This is a genomic window from Sphingomonas tagetis (assembly GCF_024211275.1).
Classification (GTDB): Bacteria; Pseudomonadota; Alphaproteobacteria; order Sphingomonadales; family Sphingomonadaceae; genus Sphingomonas; species Sphingomonas tagetis.
The window spans coordinates 298,327-315,544 of sequence record NZ_JAMLDX010000004.1; the positions used below are offsets into that span (position 1 = coordinate 298,327).

General features: G+C 65.8%; 17 protein-coding genes. 11 read left to right on the forward strand and 6 right to left on the reverse strand.

Translation table 11 applies throughout. From position 1 onward, the window contains the following. Positions 1–4 precede the first annotated feature (4 nt). The gene (locus tag M9978_RS07840) at positions 5–1,183 is read left to right on the forward strand and encodes an alpha/beta hydrolase (RefSeq protein WP_254292455.1); all 1,179 of its coding nucleotides are present in this window, start codon (positions 5–7) and stop codon (positions 1,181–1,183) included. Further along, complete coding sequence (locus M9978_RS07845; RefSeq protein ID WP_254292456.1) at positions 1,180–2,697, forward strand: AMP-binding protein; 1,518 nt, start codon at positions 1,180–1,182, stop codon at positions 2,695–2,697. Before M9978_RS07840 ends, M9978_RS07845 begins: the two co-directional genes overlap by 4 nt. Positions 2,698–2,757: 60 nt before the next feature. Here M9978_RS07845 and M9978_RS07850 read toward each other — a convergent pair whose 3' ends face one another. The 4 genes from M9978_RS07850 to M9978_RS07865 all read right to left on the reverse strand — a co-directional run bounded on the left by M9978_RS07850 (position 2,758) and on the right by M9978_RS07865 (position 4,357). Next, on the reverse strand, positions 2,758–3,009 hold the full coding sequence (locus tag M9978_RS07850; protein WP_302053876.1) for a CoA transferase: 252 nt from the start codon (positions 3,007–3,009) through the stop codon (positions 2,758–2,760). Positions 3,010–3,094: 85 nt separating this feature from the next. Next, entirely contained in the window at positions 3,095–3,271 is a 177-nt protein-coding gene (locus M9978_RS07855) for a CoA transferase (RefSeq protein WP_254292458.1), read from the reverse strand. Positions 3,272–3,291: 20 nt separating this feature from the next. After that, complete coding sequence (locus tag M9978_RS07860; protein ID WP_254292459.1) at positions 3,292–3,963, reverse strand: CoA transferase; 672 nt, start codon at positions 3,961–3,963, stop codon at positions 3,292–3,294. Then, positions 3,863–4,357, reverse strand: coding sequence for a CoA transferase (locus M9978_RS07865; protein ID WP_254292460.1), 495 nt, complete (start codon positions 4,355–4,357; stop codon positions 3,863–3,865). The genes M9978_RS07860 and M9978_RS07865 overlap by 101 nt, the downstream gene beginning before the upstream one ends. 154 nt (positions 4,358–4,511) lie before the next feature. On the opposite strand from M9978_RS07865, the gene M9978_RS07870 reads away from it, so the two are divergent. Then, positions 4,512–5,138: an SOS response-associated peptidase family protein gene (locus tag M9978_RS07870; protein WP_254292461.1), complete on the forward strand. Its 627-nt coding sequence runs from the start codon at positions 4,512–4,514 to the stop codon at positions 5,136–5,138. Continuing rightward, entirely contained in the window at positions 5,138–5,578 is a 441-nt protein-coding gene (locus tag M9978_RS07875; RefSeq protein ID WP_254292462.1) for a DUF1810 domain-containing protein, read from the forward strand. Before M9978_RS07870 ends, M9978_RS07875 begins: the two co-directional genes overlap by 1 nt. Here the strand turns inward: M9978_RS07875 and M9978_RS07880 are convergent. Continuing rightward, entirely contained in the window at positions 5,575–6,213 is a 639-nt protein-coding gene (locus M9978_RS07880) for a YbhB/YbcL family Raf kinase inhibitor-like protein (RefSeq protein ID WP_254292463.1), read from the reverse strand. The two genes, M9978_RS07875 and M9978_RS07880, sit on opposite strands and share 4 nt — an antisense overlap. Positions 6,214–6,366: 153 nt before the next feature. Between M9978_RS07880 and M9978_RS07885 the strand changes: the two genes are divergently transcribed. The 3 genes from M9978_RS07885 (at position 6,367) to M9978_RS07895 (ending at position 12,140) form a co-directional block, all read left to right on the forward strand. Continuing rightward, positions 6,367–7,149, forward strand: a complete 783-nt coding sequence (locus M9978_RS07885; protein ID WP_254292464.1) for an ImuA family protein — start codon at positions 6,367–6,369, stop codon at positions 7,147–7,149. A 171-nt stretch (positions 7,150–7,320) separates the two neighbouring features. Then, entirely contained in the window at positions 7,321–8,871 is a 1,551-nt protein-coding gene (locus M9978_RS07890; RefSeq protein WP_254292503.1) for a DUF6504 family protein, read from the forward strand. Then, the gene (locus M9978_RS07895) at positions 8,871–12,140 is read left to right on the forward strand and encodes an error-prone DNA polymerase (protein WP_254292465.1); all 3,270 of its coding nucleotides are present in this window, start codon (positions 8,871–8,873) and stop codon (positions 12,138–12,140) included. The genes M9978_RS07890 and M9978_RS07895 overlap by 1 nt, the downstream gene beginning before the upstream one ends. A gap of 36 nt (positions 12,141–12,176) precedes the next feature. On the opposite strand, the gene trxC is transcribed toward M9978_RS07895, so the two are convergent. Next, positions 12,177–12,617, reverse strand: coding sequence for a thioredoxin TrxC (gene trxC, locus M9978_RS07900; RefSeq protein ID WP_254292466.1), 441 nt, complete (start codon positions 12,615–12,617; stop codon positions 12,177–12,179). A 218-nt stretch (positions 12,618–12,835) separates the two neighbouring features. Here trxC and M9978_RS07905 point away from each other — a divergent pair, with 218 nt between their 5' ends. From M9978_RS07905 to M9978_RS07920, 4 genes are all read left to right on the forward strand, one after another. Then, a complete protein-coding gene (locus M9978_RS07905; RefSeq protein WP_254292467.1) occupies positions 12,836–13,024 on the forward strand; it encodes a hypothetical protein in 189 nt (62 codons plus the stop codon). Positions 13,025–13,195: 171 nt separating this feature from the next. Beyond that, the gene (locus M9978_RS07910) at positions 13,196–13,582 is read left to right on the forward strand and encodes a DUF4440 domain-containing protein (protein ID WP_254292468.1); all 387 of its coding nucleotides are present in this window, start codon (positions 13,196–13,198) and stop codon (positions 13,580–13,582) included. Between the two features lie 107 nt (positions 13,583–13,689). Then, positions 13,690–13,890, forward strand: coding sequence for a hypothetical protein (locus M9978_RS07915; protein ID WP_254292469.1), 201 nt, complete (start codon positions 13,690–13,692; stop codon positions 13,888–13,890). Positions 13,891–14,205: 315 nt separating this feature from the next. Beyond that, positions 14,206–17,196 carry a response regulator gene (locus M9978_RS07920; RefSeq protein ID WP_254292470.1) on the forward strand — a complete coding sequence of 997 codons (2,991 nt, stop codon included), beginning with the start codon at positions 14,206–14,208 and terminating at the stop codon, positions 17,194–17,196. Positions 17,197–17,218 lie beyond the last annotated feature (22 nt).

A 17,218-nucleotide genomic window follows, 5' to 3' on the forward strand; every position in this document is an offset into this window, starting at 1 on the left:
TACGATGCAGTCCACACACGAACTGACGTTTGAATGGGTGCATCTTTCCTACAAGGAGAATGCCGCGTTCGTGGAAACCTATGGCTTTTCCGGTAACCAGAGCGCGGTCAACCTGGAGGGCGTTCTGATCCGTCCATCAGGCAAGCCGTCCAGAACGCTGCTGGTCTTCATGCACCCAGCCTCGACGCTTCAGCTCCTGCCGATCCCGCGCGCCGCGGCGCGAGCTGGCGCGCATGTGTTGTGCGCGGGCAGCCGTTATGCGCGCAACGACACGGCAGCCATCCTCGAAAAGGTCTTGCTCGATCTGGGCGCCTATATCCGCCACGCCAAACACGTATGGGGCTATGAACGGATCGTGCTGGTCGGCTGGTCAGGCGGCGGTTCGCTCGCGATGTTCTATCAAGCGCAGGCCGAACGACCGACGATCACCCACACCCCGGCTGGCGATCCGGTCGACATCGTCGGCAGCGGCCTCATTCCCGCCGATGCCGTCATCTTCCAAGCGGCGCATATCTCGCGAGCACGATTGTTGCTGGATATCATCGACCCGTCGGTGCGCGATGAGCTGCGCCCGGACGATCGCGATGCCGACCTGGACATCTATGGCCCCGCCAATCCGCATCGGCCGCCTTACTCGGGAGCCTATATTGGATGCTATCGCGCGGCGCAGTTGGCCCGGATGAGGCGTATCACTGCGAACGTGAAATCTACGTTGACCACGCTGCGCGACCAGGGCACCGCCGAAGTGGAGCGCGGCTTCGTCACACACCGCACGCTAGCCGACCCGCGCTTCCTCGACGGTGCGCTCGATCCTAATGATCGGCAGATCGGGTGGTGCTATCTGGGCAATCCGGAGACCGTCAATGCCGGTCCGGTCGGACTGGCGCGCTTCTCGACGCTCCGGGCTTGGCTCTCGCAATGGTCGATCGACGATAGCAACGCCGATGGCGAGGCCTGTGCCGCGCGGATCGGCGCGCCGCTGCTGGCGATCGAGAACAGTGCGGACGACGCGGTGCCTACCTATCATACGCAGACGGTCTTCAAGGCTGCTGCCAGCCGAGACAAGACATACGAGATCATGCCCGGCGCGACCCATTATTATGCGGGTCAGCCCGAGCTGCTCGATCGCGTCACCGCACTTACACTCACATGGCTGCAGGAACGGGACCTGATCGAAGCATGACGCTGTTCGCCGCTTTGGAACAGAGCGCCGCCCGGTTTCCCGAGCGAGGCGCGGTGTACAAGGGCTCCGCCCAACTGCTGAGCTACGGCGAACTACATGCGGCCGCGCTGCGGCTTGCCGGCGGACTGCTCGCATCGGGCGCGGTGGGCGATCGGATAGCCATTGCATCGAAGAATTGCCCCGAGATGATCTTGCTGATGTATGGTGCCTGGGCGGCGGGTATGATCGTCGCGCCGGTGAATGCGAAGCTTCATCCGCGCGAAATGGCGCAGATCGTGGAAGATGCCGCGCCGCGCTGGATATTTGCCAGCGACGACCTTGCATCGCCGTTGCGAGAGCTTGTCGCAGACCCTCCCAGCGTAATCGCGATTGGTTCGGCGGCATTCGGCGCGCTGACCGGTGGCATGCAGGCCGAGCCACAGCGAGTCGCCGCAGAAGCCCCAGCGTGGCTATTCTATACGAGCGGTACGACCGGCCGATCGAAGGGTGCGGTGCTCAGCCACCGCAATCTGAGCGCCATGACGGTATCGCATCTAGCCGATTTTGAGGATCTGAGCGAGGTGGACAGCCTGATCCATGCCGCGCCGATGTCGCACGGCAGCGGGTTGTATATCCTGCCCTATGTCGCGCGAGGCGCGCGCAACGTCATACCCGAATCCGGCGCCTTCGATGCCGACGAGTTCCTCTACCTGACCGACCGGCATCCCGGCGCCGGCGCGTTTCTGGCTCCCACGATGGTTCAGCGTTTGCGAGCCGCGTTTGAACGATCGGGTCGCAGCTTCCACGCAATTCGGTCGATTATCTACGGCGGCGGGCCGATGTACCTTGACGAGATCAAGCGGTCGCTCGCGTGCTTCGGGCCGATCTTTCGCCAGCTGTACGGCCAAGGCGAAAGCCCGATGACGATCACCGGCCTGCGTCAACGTGATTTCAGCGATGCGCCCGATGACGTCCTCAGATCCGTGGGCTGGCCGCGCGCCGGGCTGGAGGTCGCGATCTTCGATGATCAGGACCGTCCGTTGCCTTTGGGAACGCCGGGCGAGATCGTCTGTCGCGGTGATGTCGTGATGCATGGCTATTGGCGCAATGCGGAGGCGAGCGCGGCGACCTTGCGCAGCGGCTGGCTCCACACCGGGGACATTGGTATCATCGATGTCAGCGGCCGTCTTACCCTGCTCGATCGATCGAAGGACGTGATCATCTCGGGCGGCACCAACATCTATCCCCGGGAGGTCGAGGACGCGCTGCTCAGCCATACCGATGTCTGCGAAGTTGCGGTGATCGGCCGGGAAGATCATGAATGGGGTGAAATCGTCATCGCGTTCGTCGTCGTCGAGCCGGGCCGCACCGTGAGCGAAACGGAACTCGATTCCCACTGTCTCGCCACCATCGCGCGGTTCAAGCGGCCGAAGCATTATGTTTTTGTCGAAGCGTTGCCCAAGAGCAGCTATGGCAAGATCCTGAAGCGCGAGCTTGCGGGACTGGCGCCGGATTCGGGTATCCTGCCAGAATGACCGGGCAATGCGGGGCAACGCGCGCAGGCTGAGCGGGCGACCGCTCAGCCTGCGCAATGGCTAGGTGACGGCGCCCGAAGCGGCGAGGGCATTGATCTGGTTGTCGCCATAGCTCAGAATACCGCCGAGAACCTCTTTGTTGTCACGGCCATAGGTCGGGGCGGCGCCCTGATACTTCGCCGGCGTCGTCGACATCGCGAAGGGCGATGCTTCGAAAACCGTTGTTCCTAAAAGCGCGTGAGCTAGGCTGACGAGATTGTGAGGCGCCTGGACCTGCGGATCGCTGGCGAATTCCTCGATCGTCATCAGCAGATGGCCGAACTCCGATGCTTTGGAGCAAGTGTTTCAGCTCGCCGAACTCCTTGCCCTCAGTCCATTGCTCGATACATGTCTCAAGCTAGTCCTCGTCGCTCTTGCGGCCCGCGAAGGTGGCCCAATCAGGTCGATCGATGCCAATGAGCGCGGCCAAGCGCTGCCACTGCGCGTCGGACTGCACCGCGATAGCAACCCAGCAATCATCGCCCTGCGTGCGGAAGACGGCGTGTGGCGCCATGCCGAGGTCGCGTTTGCCCATGGGTTCCTAGATGCGGCCGGTCACGGAAATCTCGGCAATCTGCGCCGCGAGGAACTGGACGCCCGCTTCGGCTTGCGAGACGTCAAGCCAATAACCCCGCCCAGTGCGGCGCCTATGGTCAAGCGCCGCCAGCGTGGCCGGTATGCCGAAGCGCGGCGCGACAAAACGGTATAGGGGCCATAAGGACCGACCGGCGTGGCTCCGCTGGCGCCGACCAGATTCTGGAAGCCAGCAATCGCCGCGCCATGGTTGCCATAGCCCGAATATCGCGCGAACGGACCAGATTGGCCGGTCAGGGACGTGCTGACCATGATCAGTCCGGGATTGATCTTCGACAGCTCTTCGTAGGAGAGGCCCCAGCGCGCCATCTGCCCCGGCGTGAAGGACTCGACCAGCACGTCCGCCCAACCGACGAGTGCGCGAACGATCTCGCGCGCGTCCTCGCGCGAAAGGTCGAGCGAGAGGTCGAGCGAGAGGCCGAGCGAGAGGCCGAGCGAGAGGCCGAGCTTCCCGGCATTGCAGGTCTCGTACAAGGCGCATCGCTGAACATTGTACACGCCGTCGGGAAAGGGGCCCATCAGACGCGCCGTCTCAACGCGCTTCGACGATTCCACACAAATGACCGTCGCCCCATAATCGGCGAGGTTGCGCCCGATCAGCGGTCCCGCCACCACCCAAGCCAGGTCGAGCACCTTGACATGCCGGAGTGGCTGGCCGTCGGGTGGCGTCCGCTTGCGGGGTAATCGGTGCCGCGTTCCACTGCGCCAACACCTCATCGCGATGTTCGCCCAGTGCCGGCGCGGGCGCCGGCGCGGTGAACGCTTCCGGGCAGCCGCTCGCAAACGCCCAGGGCAGGGTGTAGCTCCCCTGTGGCGCGGTGACGGTTGCGAAGAAATCGCGCGCGGCGAACTGTTCGCTGCTCAACAGGTCGGCGATATTCTGGATCGGCGCGATGCGAATGCCGCGGTCGAGTGCGATCTGCATCAGTTCCGACTTGCGGAACTGCCCTAGAAAAGCCGTAACATGCTCGCGCGCGTCTTCGAGCAGATCCCAGGTGATCTCGCCCCGCCGGGAGCAAGCCCCCACGCTGCCTCAACCATTTCGATGTCCTGCTCGTTATGGGGACTGCGCCGAACGAACGGACGAAGGCTTCCGATGGGCGCATCGGGCGCGAAAGGACTCGCTTGCATGGAGGGGAACATACTGCGAACAATGTCGCGAGGCAATTCGGAGTCGGGACATGTGCAATGACTATCGATTGATGGTCGATGTCGCGTCGATCATGGAGGATTTCGAGGACCTCAAGATCCGGATCGAGACGCCGGAAGGAACGCCGAACGTCGCCGCGCGCGAAGATGTGAAGATCACCGACGTCGCCCCGATCGTGCGCGGCGTCGAAGGTCGGCGCGGTGTTGGTGAGCTGGTCAACCGGCGCTGGTCTTGGCCGAGCCCGACCGGCAAACCAGTCTATAATTATCGATCCGAAGGTCGCGAATTTCGTTCGCACCGCTGCCTGATCCTCGCCGATGGCTTCTACGAGTTCACCGATCCCGCCGATCCCAGGCAGAAGCGGCTCGACAAATGGCTGTTTACGATGAAGGACCATGACTGGTTCGCCATCGCCGGCATCTGGCGCGCGCATGACAAGGTCGGCGAAGCCTTCACGATGCTGACCGCTGATGCCGGGCCGGATGTCGCGCCCTATCATCGTCGTCAGATCATCCCGCTCGCGCGCGATCGATGGGCCGATTGGCTGGACGGCGATGTGCCGGCCGCTGACGTGCTCCAGATTATGTCGCAGGTGTCGCTGATCCCGACTCAAGTCGATGGCGCGGCGCCCAGCGATCGTCAGCCGGCGCTGCTGTGATGGACGAATTCAATCTCTCGCGGTTCATCGAGGCGCAGGCCGACAGCTATGCGGCGGCGCTGGCCGAGATCCAGCGAGGGGCCAAGCGGTCGCACTGGATGTGGTTTATCTTCCCACAACTGGCCGCGCTCGGGCGCAGCACGACGGCCAAGTTCTTCGGGCTTGGCGGACTTGCCGAGGCACGCGCCTATCTCGCGCATCCGATCCTCGGCGCTCGCTATCTCGAGTGCGTGTCGGCGTTGCAGGATCTGGCGACCAGCGATCCGGTCGCCGTGTTCGGCGAGGTCGATGCGATGAAGCTGCGCTCTTCACTCACCTTGTTCGAAGCCGCGCGGCCGATGCTGCTGCTAGGCGCCGCGCTCGACCGTTGGTTCGCCGGCGTCGAGGATCCTGAGACGCTGGCATTGCTGCAACGCGCCCGACCCAGCGCCGCCGCCTAGGCCGGCGCTGCGCCGGCGATGCCGGCGCCAAGCGTCTGCTCGGTGTCGGACGTGGAAGGTTCGCCGCGCGAATAGGTGCCGATGAGGATCGCGGCGCCGAGCACATGGCCCGCGATCGCCTTCACGAACGCGCCTCGTCCGGGGCTGTCGGCCAGCTCGACGCGGCGTGACAGCGCGAAAAGCTGGAAGACATAATCATGCTCGCCATGGCCGGTCGGCGGATCGGGCGGGAGCCAGCCCTCGCGCAGATAGCTGTTGGTGCCGACATCGCCGCCCGGCCCGCCGGCGCCATCGGGAAGAATTGCGCCCTCGGCGAGCCGACGCTCGTCGCTGGGGATGTCCCACAGGATCGCATGGACCAGCGGCTTGCCGGCCGGCGCATCCGGGTCCTCGACGATCAGCGCGAGGCTGACCGTGCCGTCGGGTACGTCGGTCCAGACCAAGGGCGGAGAGACACCTTCACCGTCGGCGGTGAACCGGATCGGCAGTCGCGCGCCATGGGCGAAGGCGGGGCTGGCAAGCTCGAACGTGTCCGCGCCGAGGCGGATCTCGGCGTCGGCGGCGACCAGCTGGTCATGGCCGGCGCGGCGATCCTGCAGCAAGCGCCCAAGCCAGGCGGGGACATGTTCAAGCATGATGACCTCGAATTGTGATGGTGCTCAAGCGCGGCACGTCAGCGTTCGTTTCATTGGACACACGAAATCGAACGGCCCCACCGTCTCGACCCGGCTTGACGAATCTCACCGATCAGCGGAACATTAAGAGAACATTTGAGTCGATGCCGTGTGATGTCCGCCTTGTCCAACCTTCTGTCGCCCGATCGCGCTCGCGTTCTTGCCGAGTTGCGCGCGCAGGTCGCCGGCGTCGAAGGGGAAGGGCGTCCCCCTAATGTTCTGCCGTTCGGGATCGAAGCGCTGGACGGTAGGTTGGCAGGCGGCGGACTCGATCGGCCGGCGATGCACGAGGTCGCGGCGGCGTCGCCGACGCTTGGCGATGACGCGGCGGCGACGCTGTTCATCGCCGGGCTGGGCGCTCGCTTCGCGGGTCGCCCCGGGGCGAGCGCGGTCTGGATCCTGACCCAGTTCGATCTCTATGCGCCGGGTCTTGAGCAGTCCGGGCTCGGCCCGGATCGCCTGCTCTACGTCCAGGCGCGGGACGATGTCATGGCGCTCGCGCTCGCAGAAGATGCACTACGCGATGGCAGCTTCGCGGCGGTGATCACCGAGGTAAAGGTCGCCGATCAGACTGCGACGCGGCGCCTACAGCTTGCCGCGGCTGATCGGAGCACGCCGCTCCTGCTATTGCGCCGCTGGCGGCGCGCGGCGCGCGACCCGCTTGATATGCCATCGCTCGCCGCGACGCGCTGGCGGATCGGTTGCGCGCCCTCGGTGCCGCTGTCGCATCCCGGCGTCGGCCGCGCCTGCTGGTCGGTCGATCTCGTCCGCCAGCGCGGCGGTAAACCCTTCTCCTTGTTGCTCGAGGCCTGCGATGACCAGGGTCGCCTCGCTCTACCTCCCCCAGCTCGCCTGCGAGCGGCTGCGGCGGGTGGAGCGGCCGCGCGCGCGGCCTGAGCGCGCCGCGCCGGTACGGGCGCTCGCACAGCCGGTTGACGACCCGGCGCCTGCTCGGTGCCGCGCGGCGGTGGCTGGCGCCCGGGTGCGCGCTGGGCGCAGGATGCGGCGCTGACCAAGGCGCAGGTCGCGCAGCAGATCGCCACGCTGCCGGCGCATCAGCGTCCGCCGATGCGAATGCTCGGTCGCCGGTCCGAGGCGGTCGAACATCCGTTTCGCGCAATGCGCCCCGACGAAGGTGGCGGCGCCGCCAGTCCGACGCATGTCGGCTTCGTAGCGCAAGTCGCGCGACCATTGGTGCTGATCGAGCGGGTCGGCCAACGCGATACGATCTTCGCCGCGTGCCCGGTGGCGCTCGGCCTCGGTCTGGTGCCGGGCATGGCGGCAGCGCATGCGCGCGCGCTGGTTGGCGATCTCGACGTGCGCGATGCCGAACCGGAAGCAGATCTCGCCTGGCTCGATCGATTGGCGCTTCACGCGGTCGCGCATTGGACGCCGACGGCGTGCCGTGCCGGCAATGACGGCTTGCTGCTCGACGTCACGGGTGCCACGCATTTGTTCGGCGGCGAGGTGCGCTTTTGCCGGCGCGTGCTGGCGTTTCTGGCGCGCCTCGGCTTCACGGCGCGGATCGCGATCGCGCGCACGCCGGGCGCGGCGCATGCACTGGCGCGCTATAGTGGGCAGCCGATCGTGCGGCTTCAGCCAGCCGAGGAAGCGCAGGCACTTGCCTCGCTCCCGGTTGCAGCGCTTCGACTGGAGAGCGAGGCGCTGAATGCGGCGGCGCGCTTCGGGCTCGATCGCATCGGCGACCTCTATTCCATGCCACGCGCTCCCCTCGCGCGGCGGTTGGGGATGAAGACGATGACGCGGCTCGATCAGGCGCTTGGCCGCGTGGCCGAGCCGATCGTGCCGGTCGTTCCGGTCGAAGCGCCCGAAGCGATCCGGCGACTGCTTGAGCCGATCGGTACCGCAGAGAGCATCGCGCAGGTGATCACCGACCTGGTTGATGATCTGGTGGCGGTGCTGGTCGAGCGCGGGCTTGGCGTGCGCACCGCCTTGCTGATCGCCAGTCGCGTCGATGGCGCTGATCAGCGGATCGCGATCGGGGCGTCGCGCGCGACGCGCGATCCCAAGCGTCTCGTCCGGATGTTCGCGCTCAAGATCGAACGCATCGATCCTGGCCTTGGCATCGAGGCCATGCGGCTGGTCGTGCCGCGCAGCGAGCCGCTCGGCGCGATCAACACGGGGACGCTGCTCGCTGTCAAAGACGAAGCGGCTGACCTCGCGCCCGCGATCGATCAGCTGGCCGGGCGAGCGGGGGAGGAGGCGGTGTTCCGGCTCGGGCTCGAGCAGAGCGATGTACCCGAGCGCGCGGTCAGACGGGTCGGCCCGCTCGAGGTGCCCGCCGGCTGGCCGCGCTGGACGCGGCCGGCGCGGCTGCTGCGACGGCCTGAAATGCTCACCCAGGTCATGGCGCTGCTCCCCGACCATCCGCCCCGCCGGTTCACGTGGCGCGGCAAGCCGTACCGCGTTGTCGCCGGCGATGGGCCCGAGCGCATCCATGGCGAATGGTGGCGGCGCTCGAACGAGCTTTGGGCAGTGCGCGATTATTTTCGGGTCGAGGTCGAGGACGGCCAGCGTTTCTGGCTGTTCCGGCGCGGTGACGGGGTCGAACCCGAGACCGGCGATCTGAGCTGGTATCTTCATGGGGTGTTCGGCTGATGGCCGCCGCCCCGGCGACCTATGTCGAGCTGCAGGTCACCAGCCATTTCTCGTTCCTGCGCGGCGCGAGCTCGCCGGAGGAACTGTTCGCCGCGGCCAGGCTTCTCGGCCATCATTCGCTTGGTCTTGCCGACTGGAACAGCGTCGCCGGGGTGGTGCGCGGCTGGGATGGCGAGAAGGCGGCCGGCGTGCGGATGATCCCCGGCGCGCGGGTCGAAACGATCGATGGGCGAGCATTGCTGCTCTATCCAACGGATCGGCCGGCCTGGTCGAGGCTCACGCGCCTGCTGTCGGTCGGCAAGGCGCGCGGCGGCAAAGGACATTGTCTGCTCGACTGGCGCAACATCGTAGATCACGCCGATGGGCTGATCGCGATCCTGCTGCCCGATGTCGCCGATACCGAGACGACGGCTCAGCTGGCGGACCTCGCAACCTGCTTCGGCGCGCACGCCTATTGTGCGCTGTCGTTGCGTCGGCGGCCCGATGATCAGGCGCGGCTGCATGCGCTCGACGCGCTGGCGCGGGCGGCGGGGGTTCGTTCGGTCGCGACGGGCGACGTGCTCTATCATTCGTCCGAGGCGCGGCCGCTGCAGGACGTCGTCACCGCGATCCGCGAGCGGACCACCGTCGATGCGCTCGGTTTCAAGCGCGAGCGGTTCATGGATCGCCATCTCAAGAGCCCAGCCGAGATGGAGCGGCGGTTCGCCGCTTTCCCGGACGCGATCCGGGCGAGCGCGGACATCGCGTCGCAATGCCGGTTCGGCCTTGGCCAGATCCAATACCAATATCCCTATGAGCAGGTGATGGCGGGCAATACCGCGCAGCAGGCGCTGTCCGAACTCACTTACCAGGCGGCCGAGGCGAAATGGCCCGACGGCATGCCGGATGCCTATACCGACCAGATCGCGCATGAGCTCAAGCTCATCGGCGAGCTTGGCTATGCGCCGTACTTCCTTACGGTTCGCTCGATCGTCGCCGAAAGCCGGCGACGCGGCATCTTGTGCCAGGGGCGTGGTTCGGCTGCGAACAGCTGCGTCTGCTTCCTGCTCGGCATAACCTCGATCGATCCGGTCCAGCACGAGCTATTGTTCGAGCGTTTCGTGTCGGGCGAGCGCAAGGAGCCGCCCGACATCGACGTCGATTTCGAGCATGAGCGGCGCGAGGAGATCATCCAGTGGATCTATGAGACCTATGGCCGGACGCACTCAGCACTGACCGCCGTCGTGACGCGCTACCGCACGCGCGGCGCGGTCGCCGAGGTCGGCAAGGCGCTGGGGCTGCCCCGCGACCTTACCAAGATGCTGACCGGGCTTGTCTGGGGCTGGTCGATGGACGGCATCTCGGACGAGGCGGTCGAGAGCCTGAACCTCAACGCGCAAGACCACCGCCTGCAGCTGACGCTGCGGCTGGCGCGCCAGCTGATCGGAACGCCGCGACACCTTTCGCAGCATCCCGGCGGGTTCGTGCTGACGCAGGACCGGCTCGACGATCTCGTTCCGATCGAGCCCGCGCGCATGGAAGACAGGCAGATCATCGAATGGGACAAGGACGATATCGATCGCCTGAACTTCATGAAGGTCGATGTGCTCGGACTCGGGATGCTCGGGTGTATGAACCGTGCCTTCAACCTGCTCGAGGAGGCCAAGGGCATTCGGGTCGGCATGGCCGATCTGCAGGACGATGATCCTGAGGTCTACAAGATGATTCAGAAGGCGGACACGCTCGGCGTTTTCCAGATCGAGAGCCGCGCGCAGATGTCGATGTTGCCGCGCATGAAGCCCACGCGCTTCTACGATCTCGTGATCGAGGTCGCGATCGTGCGCCCCGGACCGATCCAGGGCGACATGGTGCATCCCTATCTTCGCCGCCGTGAAGGCAAGGAGCAGCCGGTCTATCCCAAACCCGAGCTGCGCGCGGTGCTGGAGAAGACGCTCGGCGTGCCGCTCTTCCAGGAACAGGCGATGAAGGTGGCGATCGTCGGCGCTGGGTTCACGCCGGCCGAGGCCGACCAGTTGCGCCGCGCGATGGCCACCTTCAAGCTCACCGGCGGCGTCAGCCACTTCTACGACAAGCTGGTCGAAGGCATGGTCAGCCGCGGTTATCCGCGTGACTTCGCCGAGCGAACCTTCAAACAGATCGAGGGGTTCGGCAGTTACGGCTTTCCCGAGAGCCATGCCGCTTCGTTCGCCAAGATCGCCTACGCCTCGTGCTGGATGAAGCATCATCATCCGGACGTGTTCTGCGCGGCGTTGCTCAATGCCCAGCCGATGGGCTTCTACGCGCCTGCGCAGATCGTGCGGGATGCCCGCGACCACGGCGTCGAAGTGCGGCCGGTGTCGATCAATCACAGCCATTGGGATTGTGCGCTCGAGCCAGGCAGCGGGCGGTATCTCGCCGTGCGGCTGGGTTTCCGGCAGGTGCGGGGCCTTGCCAATATTCATGGCGCCGCCATTGCGGCTGTTCGCGGCGACAGCCCGTTCGAGAGCGTCGAGGAGGTTTGGCGGCGCGCCGGCGTGCCGCGCGCCGCGATCGAGCGGCTGGCCGAGGCCGACGCCTTCCATTGCATCGCGCATGATCGTCGGCAGGGCCTGTGGAAAGTGAAGGGGCTGGGTGAAGCGCCGCTGCCCTTGTTCGCCGCGGCCGACGCGCGCGAAGGCGGATTCTCGCCCGAGGGCGCCGAGCCACTGGTGACGTTGCAGCCGCTGTCGGATGGGCGCGAGGTCGTCGAGGACTATCGCTCGCTCCAGCTGTCGTTGCGCGCGCACCCGCTTCAGTTCCTGCGCCAGTCGCTGGCGCGGGAAGGCGTGGTGCGCTGCGCTGATCTCGCGGGCATCCGCGATGGTCGCCATGTCGAGGTCGCTGGCGTGATCCTCGTGCGCCAGCGGCCTGGTTCGGCGCGCGGCGTGTTGTTCATCACGATCGAGGACGAGAGCGGCGTGGCGAACGGCATCCTGTGGCCCGATCGGTTTGAGGCGCAGCGTCGGACGGTGATGTCCGCCTCGATGGTCTCGCTGCGCGGGCGCGTGCAGAAGGAGGGGCAGGTCATCCATGTGATCATCGACCGCGTGGTCGATCGCGACGAGATGCTGTGTTCGGTCGGGCGGATGGACTTGCCGATCGCATTCGGGCGAGGCGATGGCGCGACACATCCCGGCGCGCCCGACCGTGGTGAATCGGGCTGGCGACCGCGCGATCTCTATTATCCGATATCGGCCGAGGAGAAGGGCGAGGGGGAGATGATCAAGGTCCGTAGCCACGATTTCCACTAGCTTGGCGGCGGTCGATGCCGGGACTGATGATCTCGATTAGGCCCCTCCGACAACCCGGCGCGCCCATTGCACAAGCGCACTTTGCGGCATCGCTCCCATCTGTCGGCCAATCTCGCGGCCTTTCGAGAGCACGATGACCGTCGGGATCGACTGAACCTGGTAGCGTGCGGCGATAGCCGACTGCGCTTCGGTATCGAGCTTGCCAAGTCGGAGCCTTGGCTCGAGCTCCTTCGCTGCCGCGGCGAACCACGGCGCCATTTGCCGACAGGGGCCGCACCAGCCCGCCCAGAAATCGATGAGCAGCGGGATGTCGGACTTGGTGGCATGGGCCTCGAAACTGCTGCCATCGAGTTCTACCGGTGCGCCGGTGAACAAGGCACTCTTGCACCGGCCGCAAGTACCTTCGCCGAGACGTTCGTCCGGCACGCGGTTGGCCGTGGCGCAGTTCGGACATGCGATGATCATCGTTTCAGCCATAGCGGTTCAACGCACTCGGGTCTTGAGGGATGCGACATGCCGAGAGACGCGCGGCCGCCGTCATGGCAGGCACGCGGGCATCGAGGTCGAAATGAGGAAGCTGATTGCAGGAAGTGCCCCGAGGTGAACTGCTCGATGTGGCTTGAGGTGCATCATGGCTCGCGCCTATTGGCGAGGTGATTGCAAGCAAGCTTGAGGACCTGCTGGTCAGTCAGTTGATGAAACGAGCTGGGGGCACGCAGCGCCGCTGGCGCGCGGTCGTGGGGCCGATAAAGCTGTACGGCTCGTCCACGCACGTTCACTGCAACTGGTCGATCGCGCCGTCCGGTACTTCGCGGGAGGTGGCTGAGGTCGAGCGGTTGCTCGACGAGGTGAGGCTGGCGCGTCCGATCGTGGCACAGGGATGACAGGGGCGTGGTCCTTGCGGGGAAAGGCGCCGGGGTGAGGGGAATGAGCGTTTAGCCTGAGGGGATGTGGCACCGCCGCTCTACGCGAACGCCGAAGCGTGGTCCGGCGCGAACACAGTTACGCAGCTTAGGGGCCTCGGCAGCTGGGCCGAGCTGATGTAACGGCCCAGCATGGATACGCCGCCTGAACTTGCCATCCGCATGCAACGTGCCCGGTTCAACCAGGCGCTGGCCGACGCCGACCTGCCGGCGATCGGTGACGTCCTTACGCCGGGCACGGTGCTGGTGGCCGGAACCGACAGCGCGCTGCTCGCGGGACGAAAGGCGCAGCTGACTGCCTGGAAGAACGAATTTGCTGCACGCGTGCGCACGACCTACGTCCGCAGCACGGAGGCGGTCACGCTGTCGACGGTGGAGCCGATCGCATTCGAACAAGGGGCGTGGCGTGGTACCGACCCCGATGGGATTGTCCTGTCGAGTGGGATCTACACTGCGAAATGGCGGCGGGTCGGCGCCGATCGGCTGATCGAGGCGGAGCTGTATCTGACACTGGCCTGATCTGCCTGCGGGCGCCGGCTGGCGGGTTCGAAGCCGTCATACGGTCGTCCACAGCAATCTCCGTCGCGGCGGTAGACAGGCTGGCGGGACGATGGAAGAGGCGCCGCATGCCGATCATCGCCACCATCATGAACTCGACCACCGGTCAGCCGATCCAGAAGATGTCGTTCGGGCGCATGCCCAAGCCCTGGGCATCGTTCAATCTCGAGACCGGCGAACTGGTCAAGGCCGACCGGGTGGACATCGGCAAGCCAGCGCCGGGGAAAGTGGTCGTGCCGGTATCGGTTTGGGTCACACCGAAAGGGTGACGCCAGCAGACGCCTCAGCCGCGTCGAAGCAGGGATTGCCAAGATCGTGATGCTTGGAAGGTCGGCGTGCCCGGGCGTTGCGTGCCCATGAGCAGCCGGAAGAGGGCGAAGGTCCGTGGAAGCCACCAACGCGGTCGGGCCTGAGTGTCGGAACATCCGATCGGGTTGACGTTTCGCACATGTCGTGGACCCGCATCAGCCCGCGCCCGATCCGCCGCGGCTGCCTCGCACGCTTCGGCTGACTACCGCTCGGTGCCGAAACAATTTGATCCGGAGACCGTTCAGGGCAGCCTGAACGCGTAGGATGGGGGGAATGTGAGCGAAGAGAGCTCATCGGTCGGGATCAGTGCTTCCCAATGGCAGCAGATCGTCGACAGTGCCGTGGATACGGCGATCATCACAACGGATCCCGAAGGGCGGATCACGAGCTGGAGCGAGGGCGCGCGGCGTATCCTGGGCTGGAGCCAGGCCGAGATGCTCGGACAGACGCTTGCGCCGATCTTTGCCGAGGGCGCAGACGCGATTGCAGCCGAGATGCGCGATGCTCGGACGATCGGCCGCGGCGGCGGCGAGGAAGGCTGGCGGCTGCGCAAGGATGGCAGCCGCGTCTGGGCATCGGGTGAGCTGACCGCCATCCGGAACGCCGCCGGCGATGTCGCCGGCTACACCAAGGTGTTGCGGGACCGATCGACCCAGCGCGCCGCCGAGGACCGCATTCGCGAGGAGCGTCGCGGTCTCGAAATCCTCAATCGCGCCGGCTCGGCACTGGCCGTCGAGAACGATCTCCAGCAGCTCGTGCAGATCGTGACCGATGCCGGCGTGGAATTGACCGGCGCGCAGTTCGGCGCGTTCTTCTACAATGTGCTGAACCCCGCCGGCGAGAGCTATATGCTCTACACCCTGTCGGGCGTGCCTCTCGAGGCGTTTTCGAAGTTTCCGATGCCGCGGAACACCGACGTCTTCGGCCCGACCTTCGCCGGCGCGGGAATCGTGCGTTCGGACGATATCACCAGGGATTCGCGATACGGCAAGATGGCACCGCATCACGGCATGCCGGAAGGCCATCTCCCGGTCCGCAGCTATCTGGCGGTGCCGGTAATTTCACGTACCGGAGACGTGATCGGGGGATTGTTCTTCGGTCATGCCGAGGTCGGCGTGTTCGACGAACGATCCGAGCGCGGCCTCGAAGGGCTGGCTGGCGAGGCGGCGGTCGCGATCGACAATGCGCGGCTGTACCAGGCCGTGGCGCATGAGCTCGAGCAGCGCCGTGCGGCCGAAGGCGAGCTCGCGAGTAGCGAGGACCGGCTGAGGCTCGCGAACGAGGCGGCCGATATCGGAACCTGGGATTTTCACCCGGATACCGGGGAGCTGCGCTGGGACGTACGCTGCAAGGCGCTGTTCGGGCTACCGGCCGAGGCGGACGTCACTTATGAAGGCAGTTTCCTCGCCGGCATCCATCCCGACGATCGTGATCGCGCCCATGCGGCCGTCCAGGCTGCGCTCGATCCCTCGGCGCCCGGCTCCTACGATATCGAATATCGCACGGTTGGTCTGGCCGATGGCGTGGAGCGGTGGGTCGGCGCGAAGGGCAAGGCCGTCTTCGAGAACGGCCATGCGGTGCGCTTCATCGGCACCGTCATCAATCTCACCAGCAGCAAGGCGGCGGAGGCTGAACTTCGCGCGCTGAACGATCGGCTCGAGGAACGCGTCGCCGAGGAGGTCGCCCGCCGCGGCGAGGCCGAGGAGGCGCTGCGCCAGGCGCAGAAGATGGAAGCAGTCGGCCAGTTGACCGGGGGCATCGCGCACGATTTCAACAATCTGCTCACCGTGGTGACCGGCAACATCGACATGGCCCGCCGTGCCCTCGAGGCAGCAGGCGTGCAGGACGCGCGGACGCTTCGCTCGCTCGACAATGCGCTGAAAGGCGCGGAGCGCGCTGCCGCGCTTACCCAGCGTCTGCTGGCATTCTCGCGCAGGCAGCCACTCGCGCCCAAGCCGGTCGATGCCGACAAGCTCGTCAACGGCATGGCCGATTTGCTGCAGCGTGCCCTCGGCGAGGATATCCGCCTCGAGATCATCGCGGCGCCTGGCCTGTGGCGGCTCGAAGCCGATCCCAATCAGCTGGAGAGCGCCATCCTCAATCTCGCGGTCAACGCGCGGGATGCGATGAGCGATGGTGGGCGCCTGACCATCGAGACGGCCAATGTCCGGCTCGACGAGGGCTATGCCGCCAGCCAGGCCGAGGTGCCGCCCGGCCATTATGTCATGATCGCGGTCACCGACACCGGGGCCGGGATGTCGCGCGAAGTCATCGAGCGCGCCTTCGAGCCCTTCTTCACCACCAAGGAAGTCGGCAAGGGAAGCGGGCTCGGGCTGTCGATGATCTACGGGTTCGTCAAGCAATCCGGCGGCCATGTGAAGATCTATTCCGAGCCGGGCGAGGGGACGACGATCAAGATCTACCTGCCTCGCCTGCTGCGCGAGCCGTCGATGGACGAGGAGCCGGCCGTCATCACCCAGGGCCTGGAGGGGAGTCGCCGCGAAGAGACCATTCTCGTCGTCGAGGACGACGACGATGTGCGAGCCTATACCGTCGAATGTCTTCGCGAGCTCGGCTATCGTGTGCTCGAGGCGCATGACGGTGCTTCGGCCTTGCGCCTGCTCGAGCGGCAGGAAGGGCCGATCGATCTCCTGTTCACCGATGTCGTGATGCCGGGCATGACCGGACGCGAGCTCGCCGAAGCGGCACGACTGCAGCAGTCGGATCTGCGAGTGCTCTACACCTCCGGCTATACCCGCAATGCGATCGTTCATGCCGGGCGGCTCGATCCCGGCGTCGAGATCATCAACAAGCCCTTCACCTACGAGGCGCTGGCGCGGAAGATCCGCGACATGCTCGACGGTGGAAGCACCGAATGCGTATTGATCGCGGAAGCGGATTCGACCGTGCGCATGCTGGCAGCCGAGGCGCTGGGCGGGATCGGGTTCAGGGTCGAGCAAGCTGGAACGGGCGCCGAAGCCTTGAGCAAGGTGCGCGCAGCGCAAGGTCGATATGATGCCGTGGTGGTCGACGACAGCCTTGCTGATTACCGAGGCGACGCGCTTGCGCGCGAGTTACGCGCGCTACATCAGCAGCTTGGATTGGTCATCGTGTCGGAAGATCGCGCTGGACAACTCCGGAGCCAGTTTTCCGGCGATCGTTGCACCAGGATCCTCACGCGCCCCTATTCGAGCAGTCAGCTTCAGGAGGCCCTGCAGCAATTGGGGATCGATTGCGGCACGGCGGGAGACGAGGCGCCAAGCTGAAGGTGATGGCGAGCACCCGGCC

Bases quoted from the DNA above. Each gene is read 5' to 3' on its own strand.
- M9978_RS07840 (WP_254292455.1), top strand. From the start codon at position 5: ATGCAGTCCACACACGAACTGACGTTTGAATGGGTGCATCTTTCCTAC.
- M9978_RS07845 (WP_254292456.1), top strand. From the start codon at position 1,180: ATGACGCTGTTCGCCGCTTTGGAACAGAGCGCCGCCCGGTTTCCCGAG.
- M9978_RS07855 (WP_254292458.1), bottom strand. From the start codon at position 3,271: ATGGGCAAACGCGACCTCGGCATGGCGCCACACGCCGTCTTCCGCACG.
- M9978_RS07870 (WP_254292461.1), top strand. From the start codon at position 4,512: ATGTGCAATGACTATCGATTGATGGTCGATGTCGCGTCGATCATGGAG.
- M9978_RS07875 (WP_254292462.1), top strand. From the start codon at position 5,138: ATGGACGAATTCAATCTCTCGCGGTTCATCGAGGCGCAGGCCGACAGC.
- M9978_RS07880 (WP_254292463.1), bottom strand. From the start codon at position 6,213: ATGCTTGAACATGTCCCCGCCTGGCTTGGGCGCTTGCTGCAGGATCGC.
- M9978_RS07885 (WP_254292464.1), top strand. From the start codon at position 6,367: ATGTCCGCCTTGTCCAACCTTCTGTCGCCCGATCGCGCTCGCGTTCTT.
- M9978_RS07890 (WP_254292503.1), top strand. From the start codon at position 7,321: ATGCGAATGCTCGGTCGCCGGTCCGAGGCGGTCGAACATCCGTTTCGC.
- M9978_RS07895 (WP_254292465.1), top strand. From the start codon at position 8,871: ATGGCCGCCGCCCCGGCGACCTATGTCGAGCTGCAGGTCACCAGCCAT.
- trxC (WP_254292466.1), bottom strand. From the start codon at position 12,617: ATGGCTGAAACGATGATCATCGCATGTCCGAACTGCGCCACGGCCAAC.
- M9978_RS07905 (WP_254292467.1), top strand. From the start codon at position 12,836: ATGAAACGAGCTGGGGGCACGCAGCGCCGCTGGCGCGCGGTCGTGGGG.
- M9978_RS07910 (WP_254292468.1), top strand. From the start codon at position 13,196: ATGGATACGCCGCCTGAACTTGCCATCCGCATGCAACGTGCCCGGTTC.
- M9978_RS07915 (WP_254292469.1), top strand. From the start codon at position 13,690: ATGCCGATCATCGCCACCATCATGAACTCGACCACCGGTCAGCCGATC.